Source organism: Rhizobium sp. WCS2018Hpa-16 (genome assembly GCF_031843705.1).
Lineage (GTDB): Bacteria > Pseudomonadota > Alphaproteobacteria > Rhizobiales > Rhizobiaceae > Agrobacterium > Agrobacterium tumefaciens_C.
Genome location: NZ_JAVTIX010000003.1, coordinates 474,131 through 491,329, shown reverse-complemented (window position 1 = coordinate 491,329; position 17,199 = coordinate 474,131). Strand labels below are relative to the sequence as shown.

Below are 17,199 nucleotides of genomic sequence, written 5' to 3'. Positions count from 1 at the left end.
CATGGCGAGTGTGAGCAGCACGAGCTTTTCTGCTGAAAAAACGACCTTTTCCATTATTGCGGCGGCTAGCTTCTGCCACATGCTGAACGATATCATGCAATCTCTGCTGACATCGCTTTACCCGCTGCTAAAGGAAAATTATGCGCTGGATTTCGTCCAGATCGGCCTGCTGACCTTTGCCTTTCAAGTAACAGCTTCGCTGTTGCAGCCTGCGGTGGGCATTGCCACAGACAAATGGCCGATGCCATTTTCTCTGCCGGTTGCAATGCTTTCCACCTGCGCGGGGCTGTTTACGCTGGCATATGCCCACAGCTTCTCGGTTCTGATCATCGGCGCCTGCCTGATCGGTATCGGCTCGGCCATTTTCCACCCTGAGGCATCGCGCGTGGCGCGCTCGGCCTCCGGCGGTCGCCACGGATTGGCCCAATCCTTCTTTCAAGTAGGTGGCAATACCGGCACGGCCATCGGGCCGCTTCTGGCCGCCTTCATCGTTCTGCCGATGGGCCAGCAGAGCCTCAGCTGGTTTTCGCTGATTGCGCTGGTGGGATTTGCCGTACTTTCATGGGTCAGCGTTTGGTACAGCCGCCACCGCCGCAGCACTGCAGGCCGTGCCCCTGTGAGCCGCGCCTTGCCTTTGCCGCGCAACACGGTGATGCTGACATTGCTGGTGCTGATTATTCTGACTGCCACCAAGAACGCCTATCTTGCAAGCCTTTCCAGCTACTTCACCTTCTATACGATCGAGAAATTCGGTCTTTCGGTTCAAAATGCGCAGTTGCTGCTGTTCCTGTTCCTCGGAGCATCGGCAGCGGGTGTGTTTTTCGGCGGGCCGATTGGTGACAAGTTCGGCTCACGCGTTGTGATCTGGTTCTCGATCCTCGGCGTGATACCCTTTGCGCTGATGCTGCCCTATGCCAACCTGGCCTGGACCATCGTTCTCGTCGTGTTGATCGGCTTCATCTTCTCCTCTGCGTTCTCGGCCATCGTGGTGTTTGCGCAGGAACTGGTGCCGGGGCGCGTTGGGCTTATCGCGGGCATGTTCTTTGGCTTTGCTTTCGGTTTCGGCGGCATTGGTGCGGCGGTTCTGGGCGTGTATGCCGACCGGGAAGGCATCGAATTCGTCTACCGCATCTGCTCCTACATGCCGCTTCTGGGCTTGCTGACGGTGTTCCTGCCGCAATTGCCAAGCCGCAAACGCGCAGCGTGAAGACACGAAAAGCCGCCCGGATGGAAATCAGGGCGGCTTTTTATTTATGCTCTGGTATCAGGCTGCGCGCAGATGTGCAGCGAGTGGAATTTCCACATCGATCTCCAGCACCGAGACATGCTCGTCGCTGTCCATCTTTACGTGAACCTTGTCACTATCGATCTGAACATGCTTGGCGATGACGGCGAGAATTTCCTCACGCAGCAGGGCCACCAGCTCGTTGCCAGCACCGTTGCGTTCATGGGCAAGCAGAACCTGTAACCGTTCCCGGGCAAGAGGTGCCGATTTCTGTTTGCGGAAAAGGTTGAAAATGCTCATGCGGCCCTCCCGAAGAACTTGGCGAAGATGCCACGCTTTTCGCCGGGGATGGTCATGGGAATGTCTTCCCCACGCAGACGGCGGGCCGCATCAAAATACGCCATCGCAGGCGGCGACTTGGCGTCTGCCAGCGTAACCGGCGCGCCGACGTTGGATGCGCGAAGCACGTCCATGCTTTCTGGAATGATGCCAATCAACGGAATGGACAGGATTTCCAGCACGTCTTCGACCTTCAGCATATCGCCACGCTCGGCACGGGCAGAATCGTACCGGGTCAGCAGCAGATGCTTTTCCATGCGCTCGCCGCGTTCAGCCTTGAGCGTCTTGGAGTCCAGCAGGCCGATGATGCGATCGGAATCTCGCACGGACGACACTTCCGGGTTGGTAACGACAACGGCGACATCCGCATGGCGCATGGCAAGCGTCGCGCCGCGCTCGATGCCGGCAGGGCTATCGCAGATGACCCAGTCGAAATGCTTCTTCAGTTCGCCGATGACCCATTCGACACCTTCGGGCGTCAGATTGTCCTTATCGCGTGTTTGCGAGGCCGGGAGAAGGAACAGGGTATCGAGGCGCTTGTCGCGGATCAGCGCCTGGGTGAGCTTTGCGTCACCCTGAATGACGTTGACCAGGTCATACACGACGCGGCGTTCCGCACCCATGACCAGATCGAGATTGCGCAGGCCGACATCGAAATCCACGACGACGACCTTTTCGTTATTCTGTGCCAGCGCTGCACCGAGCGCGGCAGTCGATGTGGTTTTGCCCACGCCTCCCTTGCCGGACGTAACGACAACTACCTTCCCCATACTGCTCTCCTGTTCGCTTTTGCCGCATGCGGCTTATTTGAGTTTGTCCGCTTTGATCGTGTCATCTTCCAGCCAAAGCTGGACGGCCTGACCACGAAATTTCGGATCGATATCTTCAGCAACCTTGTAGACGCCATCGATGGCCAGCAGCTCTGCCTCCAGCTTCTTGCAGAAAATCCGCGCCGAAGCGTTGCCGAGGGAGCCGGCCATGGCGCGGCCACGCAGTGCGCCATAAATGTGGATGGAGCCACCCGCGATGACCTCTGCACCAGAGGCCACCGACCCAACCACCGTCACATCACCCTCAGGGAAGACGATGGACTGGCCGGAGCGGACCGGTTCGCTGATCATCAACGACTGCACCACGCTACGGATTTCCGTCACCGCCGGGCGGACCGGTTCATCGGCAATCTCGACGGTGGCGAGCGAGACCGGCTCGACATCCGAGGCGGCCTTACCACCCTTCAACGCTGGCGGCATGCCAGGTTCGACCATCGAAGGGCGCGCACCCTCAATCCCCATAATGGCAACGTTGCGTGCGAAAAGCTCTGCCAGCAGGGCTTTCAGCCCCGCCTTGTCCAGCTTCAACTCCGCCACATCCAGCACAACCGGGCGCGACAGAAAGAACCCGGCAGACCGTGCTGCCAGATCGTCAAGCCGCTCCAGCCAGTGATCCAAAGGCTGTTCGGGCGAAAGCACGACCGCAAGAAACGAGCGGCCTTTGATACGGATGGAACGTGAGGTGTCTGTTAGCACTTTGGTCATCTTGGTAAACAAATCATTGATATTAGGTAGCGTAGATACGGTTAACAAATGGTTAACAAGTCCTGTTTCGCACCACTGAAATTAACCCCGAGACAGCCTTGACAACACCGGATTTAACGGAGCCAAAAAGCGCGCATAGTGCTGAAATTCCATGTGATTCTGTTTTCGCTTGATGCAAGCGATGACAGCTTTCCTCACTCGCATGGGCACTCCCATCGGCTGTTAGGTTAGGTGCTGTTATACGTTAGAAAAATATTCCAAAAAGCTGCATCTTTTTGCGTCTTTCTGCCGTTTAAACGGGCAGGAATTGTGAGAAGACATCACAAGAAAATCCTGAAAGGCACATTATGAATTGGCTCAAGACAATCACCACCGCGGCCGCTATCAATGCTGCGATGTTCGCACCGACATTTGCAGGCGAGAACCTTGACCAGATCAAGTCCGCAGGCGTTCTGAAGATCGGCACCGAAGGCACGTACGCGCCCTTCACGTTCCACGATGCAGCCAACAAGCTGGTTGGTTTCGACGTGGAAATTGGCGAAGCCGTTGCCAAGAAGCTTGGCGTGAAAGCCGAATTCGTGGAAGGCAAATGGGACGGCCTGATCGCTGGTCTGGATGCCAAGCGTTATGACGCGGTCATCAACCAGGTTGGCATTACCGAAGCGCGCAAGCAGAAATATGCGTTCTCCGAGCCCTACATTGCATCCAAGGCTGTGCTGATCGTCAGTGAGAAAAACACCGACATCAAGGATTTTGCGGATCTGAAAGGCAAGAAGTCTGCGCAGTCGCTGAGCAGCAACTTCGGCAAGATTGCCACGGAAGCTGGTGCTGAACTGGTTGGTACTGACGGTTTTGACCAGTCGATCCAGCTGGTTCTGACCGGCCGCGCCGATTCGACCATCAATGACAGCCTCTCCTTCCTTGATTTCAAAAAGAAGCAGCCGCAGGCTCCGGTGAAGATCGTGGCTGAAAAGCCCGGCGCTGACTATTCGGGCATCATCGTGCGCAAGGGTGACGATGAGCTGGTTGCTTCGATCAACAAGGCGCTGGCTGACATCAAGGCTGACGGCACCTACAAGGTCATTTCCGACAAATATTTCGGTCAGGACGTTTCCAAATAAGCTGACGTAAAGCCTGTTCTGCGTGAGTGAAACAGGCCATTATCCAGCAACATCACGGGTCCGGCGCATGGCGCCGGATTTCGCGTTTTCTGAAGGGGTTTGCCGTGCCGCACTGGCTTCAACTGATGATGGATTCTTTGCCAACGCTGCTCTGGGCGGGCGTGAAATTCACCATTCCTCTGACACTTCTGTCGTTTGCGTTCGGGTTGACCCTTGGTCTTGCCACCGCCGTAGCTCGGTTGTTCGGCCCTGCCCCGCTGCGGTTGCTGGCACGCTTCTATGTCTGGGTGATCCGGGGTACACCTTTGCTGGTCCAGCTTTTCGTGATCTTCTATGGTCTACCCAGCATTGGGATTCTTCTTGATGCCTTTCCGGCAGCCTTGATCGGCTTCACACTGAATGTTGGTGCCTATACGTCCGAAATCATCCGGGCTGCGATTTCATCCGTTCCGAAGGGCCAGTGGGAAGCAGCGTTTTCAACAGGCATGAACTGGCGTCAGGCCATGCAGCGGACGATCCTGCCGCAGGCGAGCCGGGTGGCAGTGCCGCCTCTCTCCAACACCTTCATTTCGCTGGTAAAAGATACGTCCCTTGCAGCAGCCATCACTGTGCCGGAGCTGTTTCAATCGGCCCAGAGAATCGTCGCCACCACCTATGAACCGCTCATTCTCTATATTCTGGCTGCCCTCATCTATCTCGTCTTGAGCTCTGTCCTCTCGACATTGCAGGCACGGCTTGAAGTGCGGTTTGCCCGGTATGGCGGCATAATGGAGAACAGCCGATGATCGAGCTTTCCAATATCGAAAAACGCTTTGGCGATGCGGTTATTCTGAAAGACATTTCGCTGAGCTTTCCAGATGGCAGCGTGACGGCACTCGTTGGCCCCTCCGGTGGCGGCAAGAGCACGCTGCTGCGCTGCATCAACCTGCTGGAACTGCCGACAGAGGGGACCGTGCGCATTGGCGACGATGCAACGACGTTTACCGCAGGCAGCAGAGTTTCATGGCAATCGATCCAGAAAATCCGCCGTCAGACCGGCATGGTGTTTCAGAACTTCCAGCTGTTTCCGCATCGTACTGCGATTGAAAACGTGATGGAAGGCCTGCTGATCGTCCAGAAATGGTCTCGCGAAAAGGCACGCGAGCGCGCCATGGAGCTTTTGACCAAGGTCGGCATGGCGCACAAGGCCGATGCATGGCCAGCCAATCTTTCCGGCGGCCAACAGCAGCGCGTGGCGATTGCGCGGGCGCTTGGCCCATCTCCGCAGGTGCTGCTCTGCGACGAGCCGACATCGGCGCTCGATCCCGAACTTTCCGAGGAAGTGGTTGATGTGCTGGGCCAGCTTGCCCGCGAGGGCACGACCATGGTCATGGCAACGCATGATCTGCGCCTCGCCTCCCGCATTGCCAACAATGTCGTGTTTCTGGAAGCGGGCAAAGTGGTCGAGACCGGTTCGTCCGATGCGATTTTCCGCGCCCCGAGCCAAGAGCGCACGCGCCGCTTCGTTTCATCGATCAACGCGGCACAGACAATTTGAACCGATAAAAATCGGCAATCGAGACCATCGTAGACTGTTTTCAATTCCGGATTTGATATCTAAGTCAGGATTGAAAACATTCGCATGGGGAGGCTGCATGCCGACGGTTCTTGAAGAAGTGGAAGCGCGCCGCGCACAGGCCAGATTGGGCGGCGGGCAGAAGCGCATCGATGCGCAACACGCCAAGGGCAAGCTGACGGCGCGGGAACGCATCGAGGTGCTGCTCGACGAAGGCTCCTTCGAAGAATACGACATGTATGTGACCCACCGCGCGGTGGATTTCGGCATGGAAAGCCAAAAGGTTGCGGGCGACGGCGTGGTCACCGGCTGGGGCACCATCAACGGCCGGCAGGTCTATGTGTTCAGCCAGGACTTCACCGTTCTGGGCGGATCACTGTCTGAAACCCATGCGCAGAAAATTTGCAAAGTCATGGATATGGCCGTGCGCGTCGGTGCGCCCATCATCGGCCTCAACGACAGCGGCGGCGCGCGCATTCAGGAAGGCGTGGCATCGCTTGCGGGCTATGCAGAGGTGTTCAGGCGCAATGCGGAATGCTCGGGCGTGATACCGCAGATCTCTGTCATCATGGGCCCTTGCGCCGGCGGTGCGGTCTATTCGCCCGCCATGACCGACTTCATCTTCATGGTTCGCGACACCTCCTACATGTTCGTGACCGGGCCGGATGTGGTGAAGACCGTGACCAATGAAATCGTCACGGCGGAAGAACTGGGCGGGGCATCCACTCACACCAAAAAATCATCCGTGGCCGATGGTGCTTATGACAATGACATCGAGGCGCTGGAGGCCGTTCGTGCGCTGTTTGACTTCCTGCCGCTCAACAACCGCGAGAAGGCACCGACGAGGCCGTTTCATGATGATCCGGCGCGGCTGGAACAGCGGCTGGATACGTTGATTCCTGATAGTTCCAACAAGCCTTATGACATGAAGGAGCTTATTCACGCGCTGGCAGACGAAGGCGATTTCTTTGAGATTCAGGAAGCCTTTGCTAAGAACATCCTGACCGGCTTCATCCGCCTTGAAGGCCAGACCGTGGGTGTTGTGGCCAACCAGCCGATGGTGCTGGCCGGTTGCCTTGATATCGACAGCTCGCGCAAGGCGGCACGTTTCGTGCGGTTTTGCGATGCTTTCAGCATTCCGCTGCTGACGCTGGTTGATGTGCCCGGTTTTCTGCCCGGTGTGGCGCAGGAATATGGCGGCGTGATCAAGCATGGCGCAAAGCTGCTGTTTGCCTATTCGGAAGCGACGGTGCCGATGGTAACGCTGATTACCCGCAAAGCCTATGGCGGCGCCTATGATGTGATGGCCTCCAAGCACATCGGTGCCGATGTGAATTATGCCTGGCCGACAGCGGAAATTGCCGTGATGGGGGCAAAGGGTGCGGCGGAAATTCTCTACCGATCAGAACTGTCCGATCCGGAAAAGATTGCGGCCCGCAGCAAGGAATATGAGGAGCGGTTTGCCAACCCCTTTGTTGCCGCAGAGCGCGGCTTCATTGATGAGGTCATCATGCCACACTCATCCCGCCGCCGCATCGCCCGAGCGTTCGCATCTCTGCGCAACAAGCAGGTGACGACGCATTGGAAGAAACACGACACGATTCCGCTGTGAGGAAAACCAGATGATCAAGAAAATCCTCATTGCCAACCGTGGCGAAATTGCCTGTCGTGTTATCCGCACGGCGAATGCCATGGGCATCAAGACTGTAGCGGTCTATTCCGATGCCGATGCCAATGCGCTGCATGTGCGGCTAGCCGACGAATCCGTGCATATTGGCCCCGCCCCTTCCAACCAGTCCTATATCGTCATCGATAAGATCCTCGATGCCATCAGGCAGACCGGCGCGGATGCGGTGCATCCCGGCTATGGTTTTCTTTCGGAGAATGCTGGTTTCGCTGCTGCTCTCGAAAAGGCCGGCGTGATCTTCATCGGCCCGCCGGTCAAGGCCATCGAGGCCATGGGAGACAAGATCACCTCGAAGAAGCTGGCGCAGGCGGCGGGCGTTTCCACCGTTCCCGGGCATATGGGGCTGATCGAGGATGCCGACGAGGCTGTCAGGATCGCGTCGTCCATCGGTTATCCCGTGATGATCAAGGCCTCTGCGGGCGGTGGCGGCAAGGGCATGCGCATTGCCTGGAACGATGCCGAAGCGCGTGAGGGCTTCCAGTCCTCCAAAAACGAGGCGAAGTCCTCTTTTGGCGATGACCGCATCTTCATCGAAAAATTCGTCAACCAGCCGCGCCATATCGAGATTCAGGTGCTGGGCGACAAGCACGGCACGGTGCTCTACCTCGGAGAGCGGGAATGCTCGATACAGCGCCGCAACCAGAAAGTCATCGAAGAGGCTCCTTCGCCGTTTCTGGATGAGGCGACCCGCAAGGCCATGGGCGAGCAGGCTGTCGCGCTGGCGCAAGCCGTGGGCTATCATTCCGCTGGCACGGTGGAATTCATCGTGGATGGCGAACGCAATTTCTACTTCCTTGAAATGAACACCCGCCTTCAGGTGGAGCATCCCGTAACCGAACTTGTCACCGGCATCGATCTTGTCGAGCAGATGATCCGCATTGCTTCCGGCGAGCCGCTCTCCTTTGAGCAGAGTGATGTGACGCTCAAGGGCTGGGCTATTGAGAGCCGCCTATATGCGGAAGATCCCTATCGCAACTTCCTGCCATCCATCGGCCGTTTGAGCCGCTACCGGCCACCCAAGGAAGGGCCGCAGCCGGATGGGACTGTTATCCGCAACGACACCGGCGTGTTCGAAGGCGGTGAAATCTCCATGTATTACGACCCCATGATCGCCAAGCTGTGCACATGGGCACCAAGCCGCCTCGCCGCTATCGATGCGATGGGAGAGGCGCTGGACCGGTTCGAGGTTGAAGGCATTGGCCACAATCTACCGTTTCTCTCCACCGTCATGCAGAACCCGCGCTTCAGGGAGGGAAACCTGACGACCGGGTTTATTGCCGAAGAGTTTCCGGACGGTTTTGCATCCATTGAGCCGCAGGATGATGGGGCCAGAAAGCTGGCGGCCATTGCGGCCATTATTCACCACCGCATCCAGATGCGTGCGGTGCAAATCTCAGGCACCATCGGCAACCATTGCCGGGTTGTGGGGGATGATTGGGTCGTTTCGCTGGGCAAGGCGGATCATCGCATATCGCTTCACAGCGAAGGCCATGCGGTATCCGTGCTGTTTGCAGATGGGGCTACGCTGAACGTTGAAACAGACTGGACGCCGGGGCAGACCTTGCAGCTGTTCAGCGTTGACGGGCAAAGGATGGCGGTCAAAATCGATCTGTCCGTTTCCACAATCCGGCTTCGTTGGCAGGGCATGGATCTGGCGGCGCGGGTGCGCAGCCCACGGGTGGCCGAGTTGGCGCGCCTGATGCCAGTGAAACTGCCGCCGGATACGTCAAAATTTCTGCTTTGCCCGATGCCAGGTGTGGTCACCTCCATTTCGGTGCAGGGAGGAGATCAGGTCGAGGCGGGACAGGCACTGGCGACAGTCGAGGCGATGAAGATGGAAAACATTCTTCGCGCAGAACGGCAGGGGCGAGTGAAGAAAATTGCTGTGCAGGCCGGTGACAGCCTTGCAGTCGATGCGGTGATTTTGGAGTTTGAATAGGTTCGCGGATCGTTTTAAACAGGCATTGCTTTTTGCCTGACACCAAAGGACCCATCATGCCCAGCGCAACTGACCGCATCGTTTATCTCAACGGTGAATTTCTGCCCGAATCCGAAGCCAAGTTGTCGATCTTCGACCGCGGTTTTCTGTTTGGAGATGGCATCTATGAGGTGACATCCGTGATGGAGGGCAAGCTCATCGACAGCGATTTGCACATGGCGAGGCTGAAGCGCAGCGCTGGTGAAATCGACATTCCTCTGCCCGTGACCACGGAGCAGGTCGTTGAAGCCGAGCGGCGCCTGATCAAGGACAACAATCTGACCGAAGGCCTGATCTACCTGCAGCTAACGCGCGGGGCGGAAGATCGCAATTTTCTGTTCGCGGACGATCTGGCACCGACACTCGTGATGTTCACGCAAGCCAAGAAGTTGGTCGGCAATCCGCAGGAGGAGACCGGGCTTTCGGTGAAATCCGTTCCCGACCAACGCTGGGCGCGGCGCGATATCAAATCCGTGTGCCTTCTGCCGCAAGTCATGGCCAAGCGCATTGCCAAAGCCGAAGGCTGCGACGAGGCATGGATGATCGAAGACGGTTTCGTGACCGAGGGTGCATCGTCTACGGCGTACATCATCACCGCTGACAGGAAGCTGGTGACACGCGGCAACAGCAACAAGACGCTGCCCGGCTGCACCCGTCAGGCCGCGCTCGATCTGGTGGAAGAAGCGGGCCTAACGCTCGAGGAACGCCCCTTCACACTTCAGGAAGCGATGGACGCGCAGGAAGCGGTTCTGACGAGTGCGGGCAACTTCGTGATGCCAGTCACCAAGATTGACGGCAAGCCGGTGGGTGATGGCAAGCCCGGCCCACTGGTGAAGCGCCTGCGCGAGCTTTACCTCGAAAACGCCCGCCGCACGGCGATCTGAAAACTCACGGCGCTCATCCTTACCGGGGTGAGCGCCGATATTCGATCATGCGGGCGCGGCTGGAGACGAGTTCCAGACGGTCATCTTCCAGAAGGTGCAGGCAGATGCGCTTCGTCCACGGGCCATCGTGAAGCGTGAACAGGAAGCGACCAGCGCCCAGCGCTTTCAAAGGCATGGATTGTCTGGTCGGGCCGATGCCCATGGACAGAGTACCGTTTTCGATCAGGAATTCAGCACCCTCATCGCATGTCCAGCGGCCGGAAAGCGTGGCTGGCACAGGATGATCACCAACGGGCAGAAAACGGCGCGGCGCGTGGCCCGCCTCTCCCACCAGCGAATCACCCTCAAGGCGAAGGCGCATGGGCGATGAGGCCGAGCGGGACGATGCAAAGCCATCGCCATCATCATAGAGCGTATCATCCGCATCGATGAAGGTGCAGGTGCTTCCCTTGATTTCGAGCCACCATGGCCCCGTTTCCGTAACATAGAGACCATCGGGTAGATCGCTGGTCGGTTGCGGCAAGGGCAGACCGGTCAGCGCAGCCATGCTTTCCAGCGCGATTTTGAAGCCGTTTGTATCTTCCCGGTTGGACACCACGACAAAGCCAGTCCCCTCTTCAGGGTCCAGAAGGAAATAGGTCTTGTAGCCGGGGTGAGAACCACCGTGGCCGACGAAGCGACGGGCACCGAGATGCGTCCAGCGCAGGCCCAGCCCATATTCGCTCATGCGGCCATCCTCTATCGGGCGCTCCGCCGACAGCGCTTCGAGCACACCAGCAAATCCCTGCTCACCATTCAACAGCGCCTGCAACCAGCGCACCAGCGCCTCGGCGCTGCCCGCCAGGCTACCGGATGCGGAAATGTGCAGGCCAGCGGATGAAAGCTGCCAGCTATCTCCAGACTTCCAGTATCCCGGCGCAAGTCCCGCCACGGAATCGTTCCATACATCAGGCGCTAGCAGAACCTGACCGAGGGGTGTGGCGATCTTTTCCTGCACGAAATCATCGAAGCGCAGACCCTTTCGCTCAAGGGCCGCTTCCACCAACCGGTAGCCGGTGTTGGAATAAGAAACCTCGCTTCCCGCCGGGAAATTGAGGCGCTTGAGGCGGGCAACATAATCCAGAAGCGGTGCCGCCTTCGTCTCGGTGTAGACCGAGAGGCCCAGCAGCGACAGGCATTCGCGCACATCCGGCAAGCCGCCGCTCATATCCAGCGCCTGCCCGACCGTTACATCAGCCAGCGGTGGCTGCAATTCTTCAATATGCTTGCCGAGCGGGTCATCGAGGCCGATGAGATGGCTGTTTTCCAATACCATGGCGCAGAAAACATGCTTGGTGACGGAGGCGTAGCGTACAACCGTTTTCGGCGAGAATGGCGCAAAACTCGAGAGGCTTTCAACGCCGCCGGAAACGGCAAAACGCAGGCCAGACAGGTCAAAACCGATCACAGAACCGCCGGGCTCATTATTGCCCCATTGAGAAACGAAGTCTTCCGCGACGTTTGAGGCAGCACCCCAATCCTGATTGTCCAGCATGTATTTTTCTCTCCAAATGGTCACGGCAGCGCAAACAGCCCTGTTCAGACGATGCGTTTGCACCTATCTGACGGCTACAGCAATGCCCTGTCAGACCTTCCGAAAGCGACCAACATATGACCGACCACACCGCAGTGCCCGTATTCGATGGCCATAATGACGTTCTGCTGCGTCTGAAACTGTCCGGCCATCCATCGCCGGAAACGCTGTTCATCGAAGGCGATACGGTCGGCCATATCGATCTGCCCCGGGCAAAAAAGGGCGGGTTGGCGGGTGGTCTTTGCGCCATCTTCGTACCGTCCCCCAATGGTTTTGACGCCGACCGCAATTTCATCCCACCAGCCCAGCCGGAGGCGCTGGCCACCACGCTTGGCATGGCGAGCCTGCTGTTTCGCATTGAGGCGGCATCTGCCGGAAAACTGAAGGTGTGCCGCAGCGCGGCTGATATTCGCGGTGCGATGGCTGAGGGTGCATTCGCCTCGGTCTTGCATATTGAAGGCGTGGAAGCCTTCGATACGGATCTTGATGCGCTGCATGTTCTGCATCAGGCAGGGCTTCGCACGCTCGGCCCAGTCTGGAGCCGCCCAAACGCCTTTGCCTATGGCGTTCCCTTCCGCTTTCCCTCCACGCCCGATATCGGACCCGGCCTGACGGATGCGGGCAAGCGGCTGATCACGACCTGCAACGCCCTGAAGATCATGGTCGATCTGTCACACATGAATGAGCAAGGCTTCTGGGATATCGCCAAGATTTCGCAAGCGCCGTTGGTGGCCTCCCATTCCAATGCCCATGCGCTGTGCAACCACAGCCGCAACCTGACCGACAAGCAACTGGATGCCATCCGCGAAACAGGCGGGCTGGCAGGTATCAATTTCGGCGTGCTGTTCGTTCGTCAGGACGGCGTCAAGAACCCGGATACGGATCTTGGCGAACTGGTTCGCCATGTCGATTACATGGTGGAGCGCATGGGCATTGACCATGTTGCCCTCGGATCGGATTTCGACGGTACGACCATTCCGGCAGCGATGAAGGACGCGAGCGACCTGCAAATGCTGGTCGATGCGCTGCGCAACGCCGGTTACGACCAAGAGTCACTCGAGAAAATCTGCCATGGCAACTGGATCAGAGTGCTCGAAAAAACCTTGGGCGCGTAGGCTGCGGAGCAATTTTCAGCCCCTACAGCCGCCGGTTTCTTGCTTTCAACGCAACGAGGGCTCTAATGCCCTCGCAAGGCCTTTTCTTGCTGTTTTGCACCGCTATCCTTTCAAAGAATTTATGAAATAAAAATCAAATCTCCGTATTTCTGAAAAATACAGCGCACTAGCGTCACAATGCTGTGGTTGCCAGACGCAATCTGATCGTGTGGAAATGCAGATGACAGAGAAGACAGAAGTTAAGCAAATTGAAGAGACCGAAGATGGTCTCGAAAGCTTTTTCGAGCGGTACAAATCGCACATCACGTCCATCGCGGTGACCATCGTCTTTTTGATGATGACCTTTACGATCTACAAGCTGACTTCCGAGGTCCGATATGACGACATCGTTGAGGCTCTTGCGGATACAAGCTGGAAGGCCGCCGCACTTGCGGTTCTGTTCACCGGCTTAAGCTTTGCGGCGCTGATCTGTTACGACCTTAACGCCATTGAATATATCGGCAAGAAATTGCCGCCGGTTTCTGTCGTTGCGACTGCATTCATCGCCTATGCTGTCGGCAACACCGCTGGGTTCGGCCCCTTGAGCGGCGGCGCGATCCGCTTTCGCGCCTATTCCCGAATGGGCCTGACCCCATCGGATGTTGCGCGTATCATCGCATTCGTTACCCTGTCATTTGGTCTCGGTCTGCTGGCTGTCAGTGCCATTTCTACGCTGATTGTCGCGCCTCGCATAGCATCCATCATCGGCGTCGAAGCGACGTGGCTCAGAGGCGGAGCGCTCGTCATCATCTTCATCATGACCGCACTGATGTTTCTGGGCCGCAATGGTCGCACCATTCAGATTAAGCGATTGAAGCTGCGCCTGCCCGACAGTCGCACATCTTCGCGCCAGTTCCTCGTTTCCGCTTTTGATATCGCGGCATCCGCGTCCGTTCTCTACGTTCTTCTGCCGGAAACCAACGTCGGCTGGCCGAGCTTCTTTGCCATTTACGCAACAGCGGTTGGCCTCGGCGTTCTCAGCCACGTGCCCGCGGGTCTGGGCGTTTTCGAAACGGTCATGGTTGCGGGTCTTGGTAATGCCATCAGCCTCGATCAATTGCTGGGCGGCCTCGTACTTTACCGCATGATCTACCATGTGCTGCCACTTGTGGTCGCCATCATCCTGATGCTGGTGACGGAAATGAAGCAATTCGCGTCAAAGCCCATCATGGCGGATATCGGCTATCTCGCAGGTCGGTTGGCGCCCTCGCTACTGTCCGCCGTCGCGCTCATTCTCGGCACCATGCTGATTTTCTCGAGCGTGACGCCGACGCCGGACAGCAATCTCGATTTCCTGTCTAACTTCGTGCCGCTGCCAATCATCGAAGCGGCGCACTTTCTCTCGAGTATTCTAGGCCTTGTTCTGGTCGTCGCCTCGCGTGGCCTCAGCCAAAGGCTTGACGGTGCGTGGTGGGTGGCAGTCGTCGCTGCTGCAGGCGGATTGTTCCTTTCGCTCATCAAGGCGATTGCGGTTTTCGAGGCCATATTCCTCGGCATCTTCATCGTCGCCCTTATCTTCAACATCAAAAGCTTCAACCGGCATGCCTCGCTTCTGCGTCAGGCGCTGGGGCCCACATGGCTTGCGGCTATGGCGGTCATCGTTGCGGGTGCGGCGACAATCCTCTTCTTCGTGTACCGTGATACAGACTACAGCCAGACACTCTGGTGGCAGTTCGAGTTTTCCGAGGAAGCGCCGCGCAGTTTGAGAGCTTTGCTGGGTCTGGTGCTGGCATCATCCACCATCGCCATTTTCAGCCTTCTGCGGCCGGTCATGTACCGCCCTGAAGAGATACATCCTGAAGACATTGAGAAGGCGACCGAGATCGTCAAAAAGCAGGATGTGGCCGACGCCAATCTGGTGCGCATGGGCGACAAGCACGTCATGCTGTCGGAAAGCGGCAATGCCTTCATCATGTATGGCATTCGCGGGCGGTCGTGGATCGCGCTGGCTGACCCTGTTGGCGACGAGAACGACTTTGCCGATCTCGTCTGGCAATTTGTGGAAACTGCCCGCGCATCTGGCGGCAGAGCTGTCATTTACCAGCTCTCACCTGCCATCCTGACCCATTGTGCAGATGCTGGCCTTCGCGCCTTCAAGCTGGGTGAACTTGCCATGGTTGACCTCACACGGTTTGAACTCAAGGGCGGCAAGCTCGCCAATCTTCGCCAATCGCTCAGCCGAGGCGCGCGCGATGGCCTGACCTTCTCCGTAGTCGATACACCGCAGGTTCCTGAAATCTACGATGAGCTGAAGCGGGTCTCTGATTCCTGGCTCGAACATCACAACACACGCGAAAAGACCTTTTCTCTCGGTGCTTTTGAAAGAGATTACATTCTGTCCCAACCGGTTGCCGTTCTGCGCAAGGACGGTCAGATCACAGCCTTTGCCAATCTTTTGATGACGGAAACGAAAAAGGAAGTGACCGTCGATCTCATGCGATTTTCGCCAGACGCACCGCGTGGTGCGATGGATTTCCTGTTTGTCAGCATTATCGAACACATGCGCGCTGAAGGTTATGCCTCGTTCAATCTCGGCATGGCGCCGCTGTCGGGCATGTCCAAGCGGGAGTCCGCTCCGGTTTGGGATCGCATCGGCGGGACATTATTCGAACACGGTGAGCGTTTTTATAACTTCAAAGGGTTGAGAGCGTTCAAATCGAAATTCCACCCGAAATGGGAGCCGCGCTATGTTGCAGTTTCCAACGGCACGAGTGCAGCGCTGGCATTGATGGACGCGACCGTTCTCATCAGCGGCGGCGTCAGAGGAGTGATTGGTAAATGACGAGCCTGACATATCTGAAAGCCGCGCTTCTGGCCGCAACGCTCTCCATGCCCGTGACCGCACTGGCGCAGGATGCCAACGGATTTCAGACAGGCATGATCCCGCCAGAGCATATCATGCTACCGGATGGCGACGTTTCAGCGAATATATTCCTTCTATCTGGTGAAGCCGGCTGGGGTGAAACCGAACAGGCGCAGGCGGACGCGCTGGTGGAAAAGGGTGCGGCAGTCGTCGGCATCGATCTGCCGAAATACCTTGCTGCCCTGAAGGCGAATGAAGACGAATGTATCTACATGATTTCCGACATTGAGGAGCTTGCGCAGGAAATCCAGCGCAAGGCCAATGTGTCAAGCTACCGCCCTCCCATCATTGCCGGCACCGGTGAAGGTGGTGCGCTTGCGCTGGCCATGATTGCGCAGAGCCCGGCTGCGACGATTGGTGAAGCCGTAGCGGTTGATCCGCTGGCGAGCATACCGCTTGGCGAAAAAATACTCTGCACACCGGCAACGAAAGAGCCAGACAACGGACGCACGATCTATGGCCTAACGGATGGCCCACTGCCCGCCCCGGTGAGCGTGGTGTTCACCGGCAAGGCAGACGCTAAGGGCCGGACGCATGTTGAGAACCTCGTCAAATCCCATTCCGATATTGACGTGAAGAATGTGGATGGCGATGCGCAGACAGCGCTGGGACAGGCCCTGCAAGACCGGATAGACGCTGCCGGAAATGCCGATAACCCGCTCGGTCTGCCGCCGACTGTGCTCGAAGCCAAGCCAACGATGGATACGATGGCAATCATCTATTCGGGCGATGGCGGCTGGCGCGATCTGGATAAGGATATTGGCAGCTTCCTCCAGCAGGACGGCGTGCCGACCATCGGCGTCGATTCGCTGCGCTATTTCTGGTCTGAAAAGAAGCCAGAAGAGATCGCCAGCGACATGACGCGGATCATCGATACCTACCGCAAGGAATGGAAGGTCAAGAATGTCTTGCTGATCGGCTATTCCTTCGGCGCGGACGTGTTGCCTGTGACCTACAATCTTTTGCCGGAAAAAGACAAAAGCCGGATCGTACAGATGAGCCTCTTGTCGCTCTCCCACGAAGTATCCTACGAAATCTCCGTGGGTGGATGGCTCGGCGTTTCTGGATCTGGCGAGCAGGACCCAGTGACGGATCTTGCAAAAATCGACCCGAAGATCGTTCAATGCGTCTACGGCACTGATGACGAGGACGCCGCCTGCCCGGCGCTCAAGGACAAGAGTGCGGAAGTGATCGGGATCGATGGCGGCCACCATTTTGACGAGGATTACGAAGCCCTGACCAAGCGCATCGTCGCCGCGCTGAAAAAGCGTCTGGGGCAATGACC

General features: G+C 57.5%; 14 protein-coding genes. 10 read left to right on the top strand and 4 right to left on the bottom strand.

All coding sequences use genetic code 11. The features are described from left to right. The first annotated feature begins 1 nt into the window (after nucleotide 1). Nucleotides 2–1,207 (top strand): MFS transporter, encoded by a 1,206-nt coding sequence (locus RQI55_RS13400; protein WP_311272815.1) that lies wholly within the window; start codon nucleotides 2–4, stop codon nucleotides 1,205–1,207. Between the two features lie 57 nt (nucleotides 1,208–1,264). Here the strand turns inward: RQI55_RS13400 and minE are convergent, their stop codons facing one another. The 3 genes from minE to minC are packed head-to-tail and all read right to left on the bottom strand — an operon-like array spanning nucleotide 1,265 to nucleotide 3,099. Beyond that, a complete protein-coding gene (gene minE / locus RQI55_RS13395) occupies nucleotides 1,265–1,525 on the bottom strand; it encodes a cell division topological specificity factor MinE (RefSeq protein WP_042616439.1) in 261 nt (86 codons plus the stop codon). Further along, nucleotides 1,522–2,334: a septum site-determining protein MinD gene (gene minD / locus RQI55_RS13390; protein ID WP_042616440.1), complete on the bottom strand. Its 813-nt coding sequence runs from the start codon at nucleotides 2,332–2,334 to the stop codon at nucleotides 1,522–1,524. The genes minE and minD overlap by 4 nt, the downstream gene beginning before the upstream one ends. Before the next feature lie 33 nt (nucleotides 2,335–2,367). Then, on the bottom strand, nucleotides 2,368–3,099 hold the full coding sequence (gene minC, locus RQI55_RS13385; RefSeq protein ID WP_042616441.1) for a septum site-determining protein MinC: 732 nt from the start codon (nucleotides 3,097–3,099) through the stop codon (nucleotides 2,368–2,370). A gap of 347 nt (nucleotides 3,100–3,446) precedes the next feature. On the opposite strand from minC, the gene RQI55_RS13380 reads away from it, so the two are divergent. The 6 genes from RQI55_RS13380 to RQI55_RS13355 all read left to right on the top strand — a co-directional run bounded on the left by RQI55_RS13380 (nucleotide 3,447) and on the right by RQI55_RS13355 (nucleotide 10,324). Further along, nucleotides 3,447–4,220 carry an amino acid ABC transporter substrate-binding protein gene (locus tag RQI55_RS13380; RefSeq protein ID WP_042616442.1) on the top strand — a complete coding sequence of 258 codons (774 nt, stop codon included), beginning with the start codon at nucleotides 3,447–3,449 and terminating at the stop codon, nucleotides 4,218–4,220. 104 nt (nucleotides 4,221–4,324) lie between these two features. After that, nucleotides 4,325–5,005 (top strand): amino acid ABC transporter permease, encoded by a 681-nt coding sequence (locus RQI55_RS13375; protein WP_243257679.1) that lies wholly within the window; start codon nucleotides 4,325–4,327, stop codon nucleotides 5,003–5,005. Further along, nucleotides 5,002–5,757 carry an amino acid ABC transporter ATP-binding protein gene (locus RQI55_RS13370; protein WP_311272814.1) on the top strand — a complete coding sequence of 252 codons (756 nt, stop codon included), beginning with the start codon at nucleotides 5,002–5,004 and terminating at the stop codon, nucleotides 5,755–5,757. The genes RQI55_RS13375 and RQI55_RS13370 overlap by 4 nt, the downstream gene beginning before the upstream one ends. A gap of 97 nt (nucleotides 5,758–5,854) precedes the next feature. Further along, complete coding sequence (locus tag RQI55_RS13365; protein WP_311272813.1) at nucleotides 5,855–7,387, top strand: acyl-CoA carboxylase subunit beta; 1,533 nt, start codon at nucleotides 5,855–5,857, stop codon at nucleotides 7,385–7,387. 10 nt (nucleotides 7,388–7,397) lie between these two features. Beyond that, nucleotides 7,398–9,401, top strand: a complete 2,004-nt coding sequence (locus RQI55_RS13360; protein WP_311272812.1) for an acetyl/propionyl/methylcrotonyl-CoA carboxylase subunit alpha — start codon at nucleotides 7,398–7,400, stop codon at nucleotides 9,399–9,401. 56 nt (nucleotides 9,402–9,457) lie between these two features. Then, nucleotides 9,458–10,324 (top strand): D-amino-acid transaminase, encoded by an 867-nt coding sequence (locus RQI55_RS13355; protein ID WP_311272811.1) that lies wholly within the window; start codon nucleotides 9,458–9,460, stop codon nucleotides 10,322–10,324. A 19-nt stretch (nucleotides 10,325–10,343) separates the two neighbouring features. Here the strand turns inward: RQI55_RS13355 and RQI55_RS13350 are convergent, their stop codons facing one another. After that, nucleotides 10,344–11,858, bottom strand: coding sequence for a serine hydrolase (locus RQI55_RS13350; RefSeq protein WP_311272810.1), 1,515 nt, complete (start codon nucleotides 11,856–11,858; stop codon nucleotides 10,344–10,346). Nucleotides 11,859–11,974: 116 nt separating this feature from the next. On the opposite strand from RQI55_RS13350, the gene RQI55_RS13345 reads away from it, so the two are divergent. The 3 genes from RQI55_RS13345 to RQI55_RS13335 all read left to right on the top strand — a co-directional run bounded on the left by RQI55_RS13345 (nucleotide 11,975) and on the right by RQI55_RS13335 (nucleotide 17,197). Continuing rightward, entirely contained in the window at nucleotides 11,975–13,012 is a 1,038-nt protein-coding gene (locus RQI55_RS13345; RefSeq protein WP_311272809.1) for a dipeptidase, read from the top strand. Between the two features lie 220 nt (nucleotides 13,013–13,232). Further along, entirely contained in the window at nucleotides 13,233–15,833 is a 2,601-nt protein-coding gene (mprF, locus tag RQI55_RS13340; protein WP_311272808.1) for a bifunctional lysylphosphatidylglycerol flippase/synthetase MprF, read from the top strand. Next, the gene (locus RQI55_RS13335) at nucleotides 15,830–17,197 is read left to right on the top strand and encodes an AcvB/VirJ family lysyl-phosphatidylglycerol hydrolase (RefSeq protein ID WP_311272807.1); all 1,368 of its coding nucleotides are present in this window, start codon (nucleotides 15,830–15,832) and stop codon (nucleotides 17,195–17,197) included. Before mprF ends, RQI55_RS13335 begins: the two co-directional genes overlap by 4 nt. The last annotated feature ends 2 nt before the right edge of the window (nucleotides 17,198–17,199 follow it).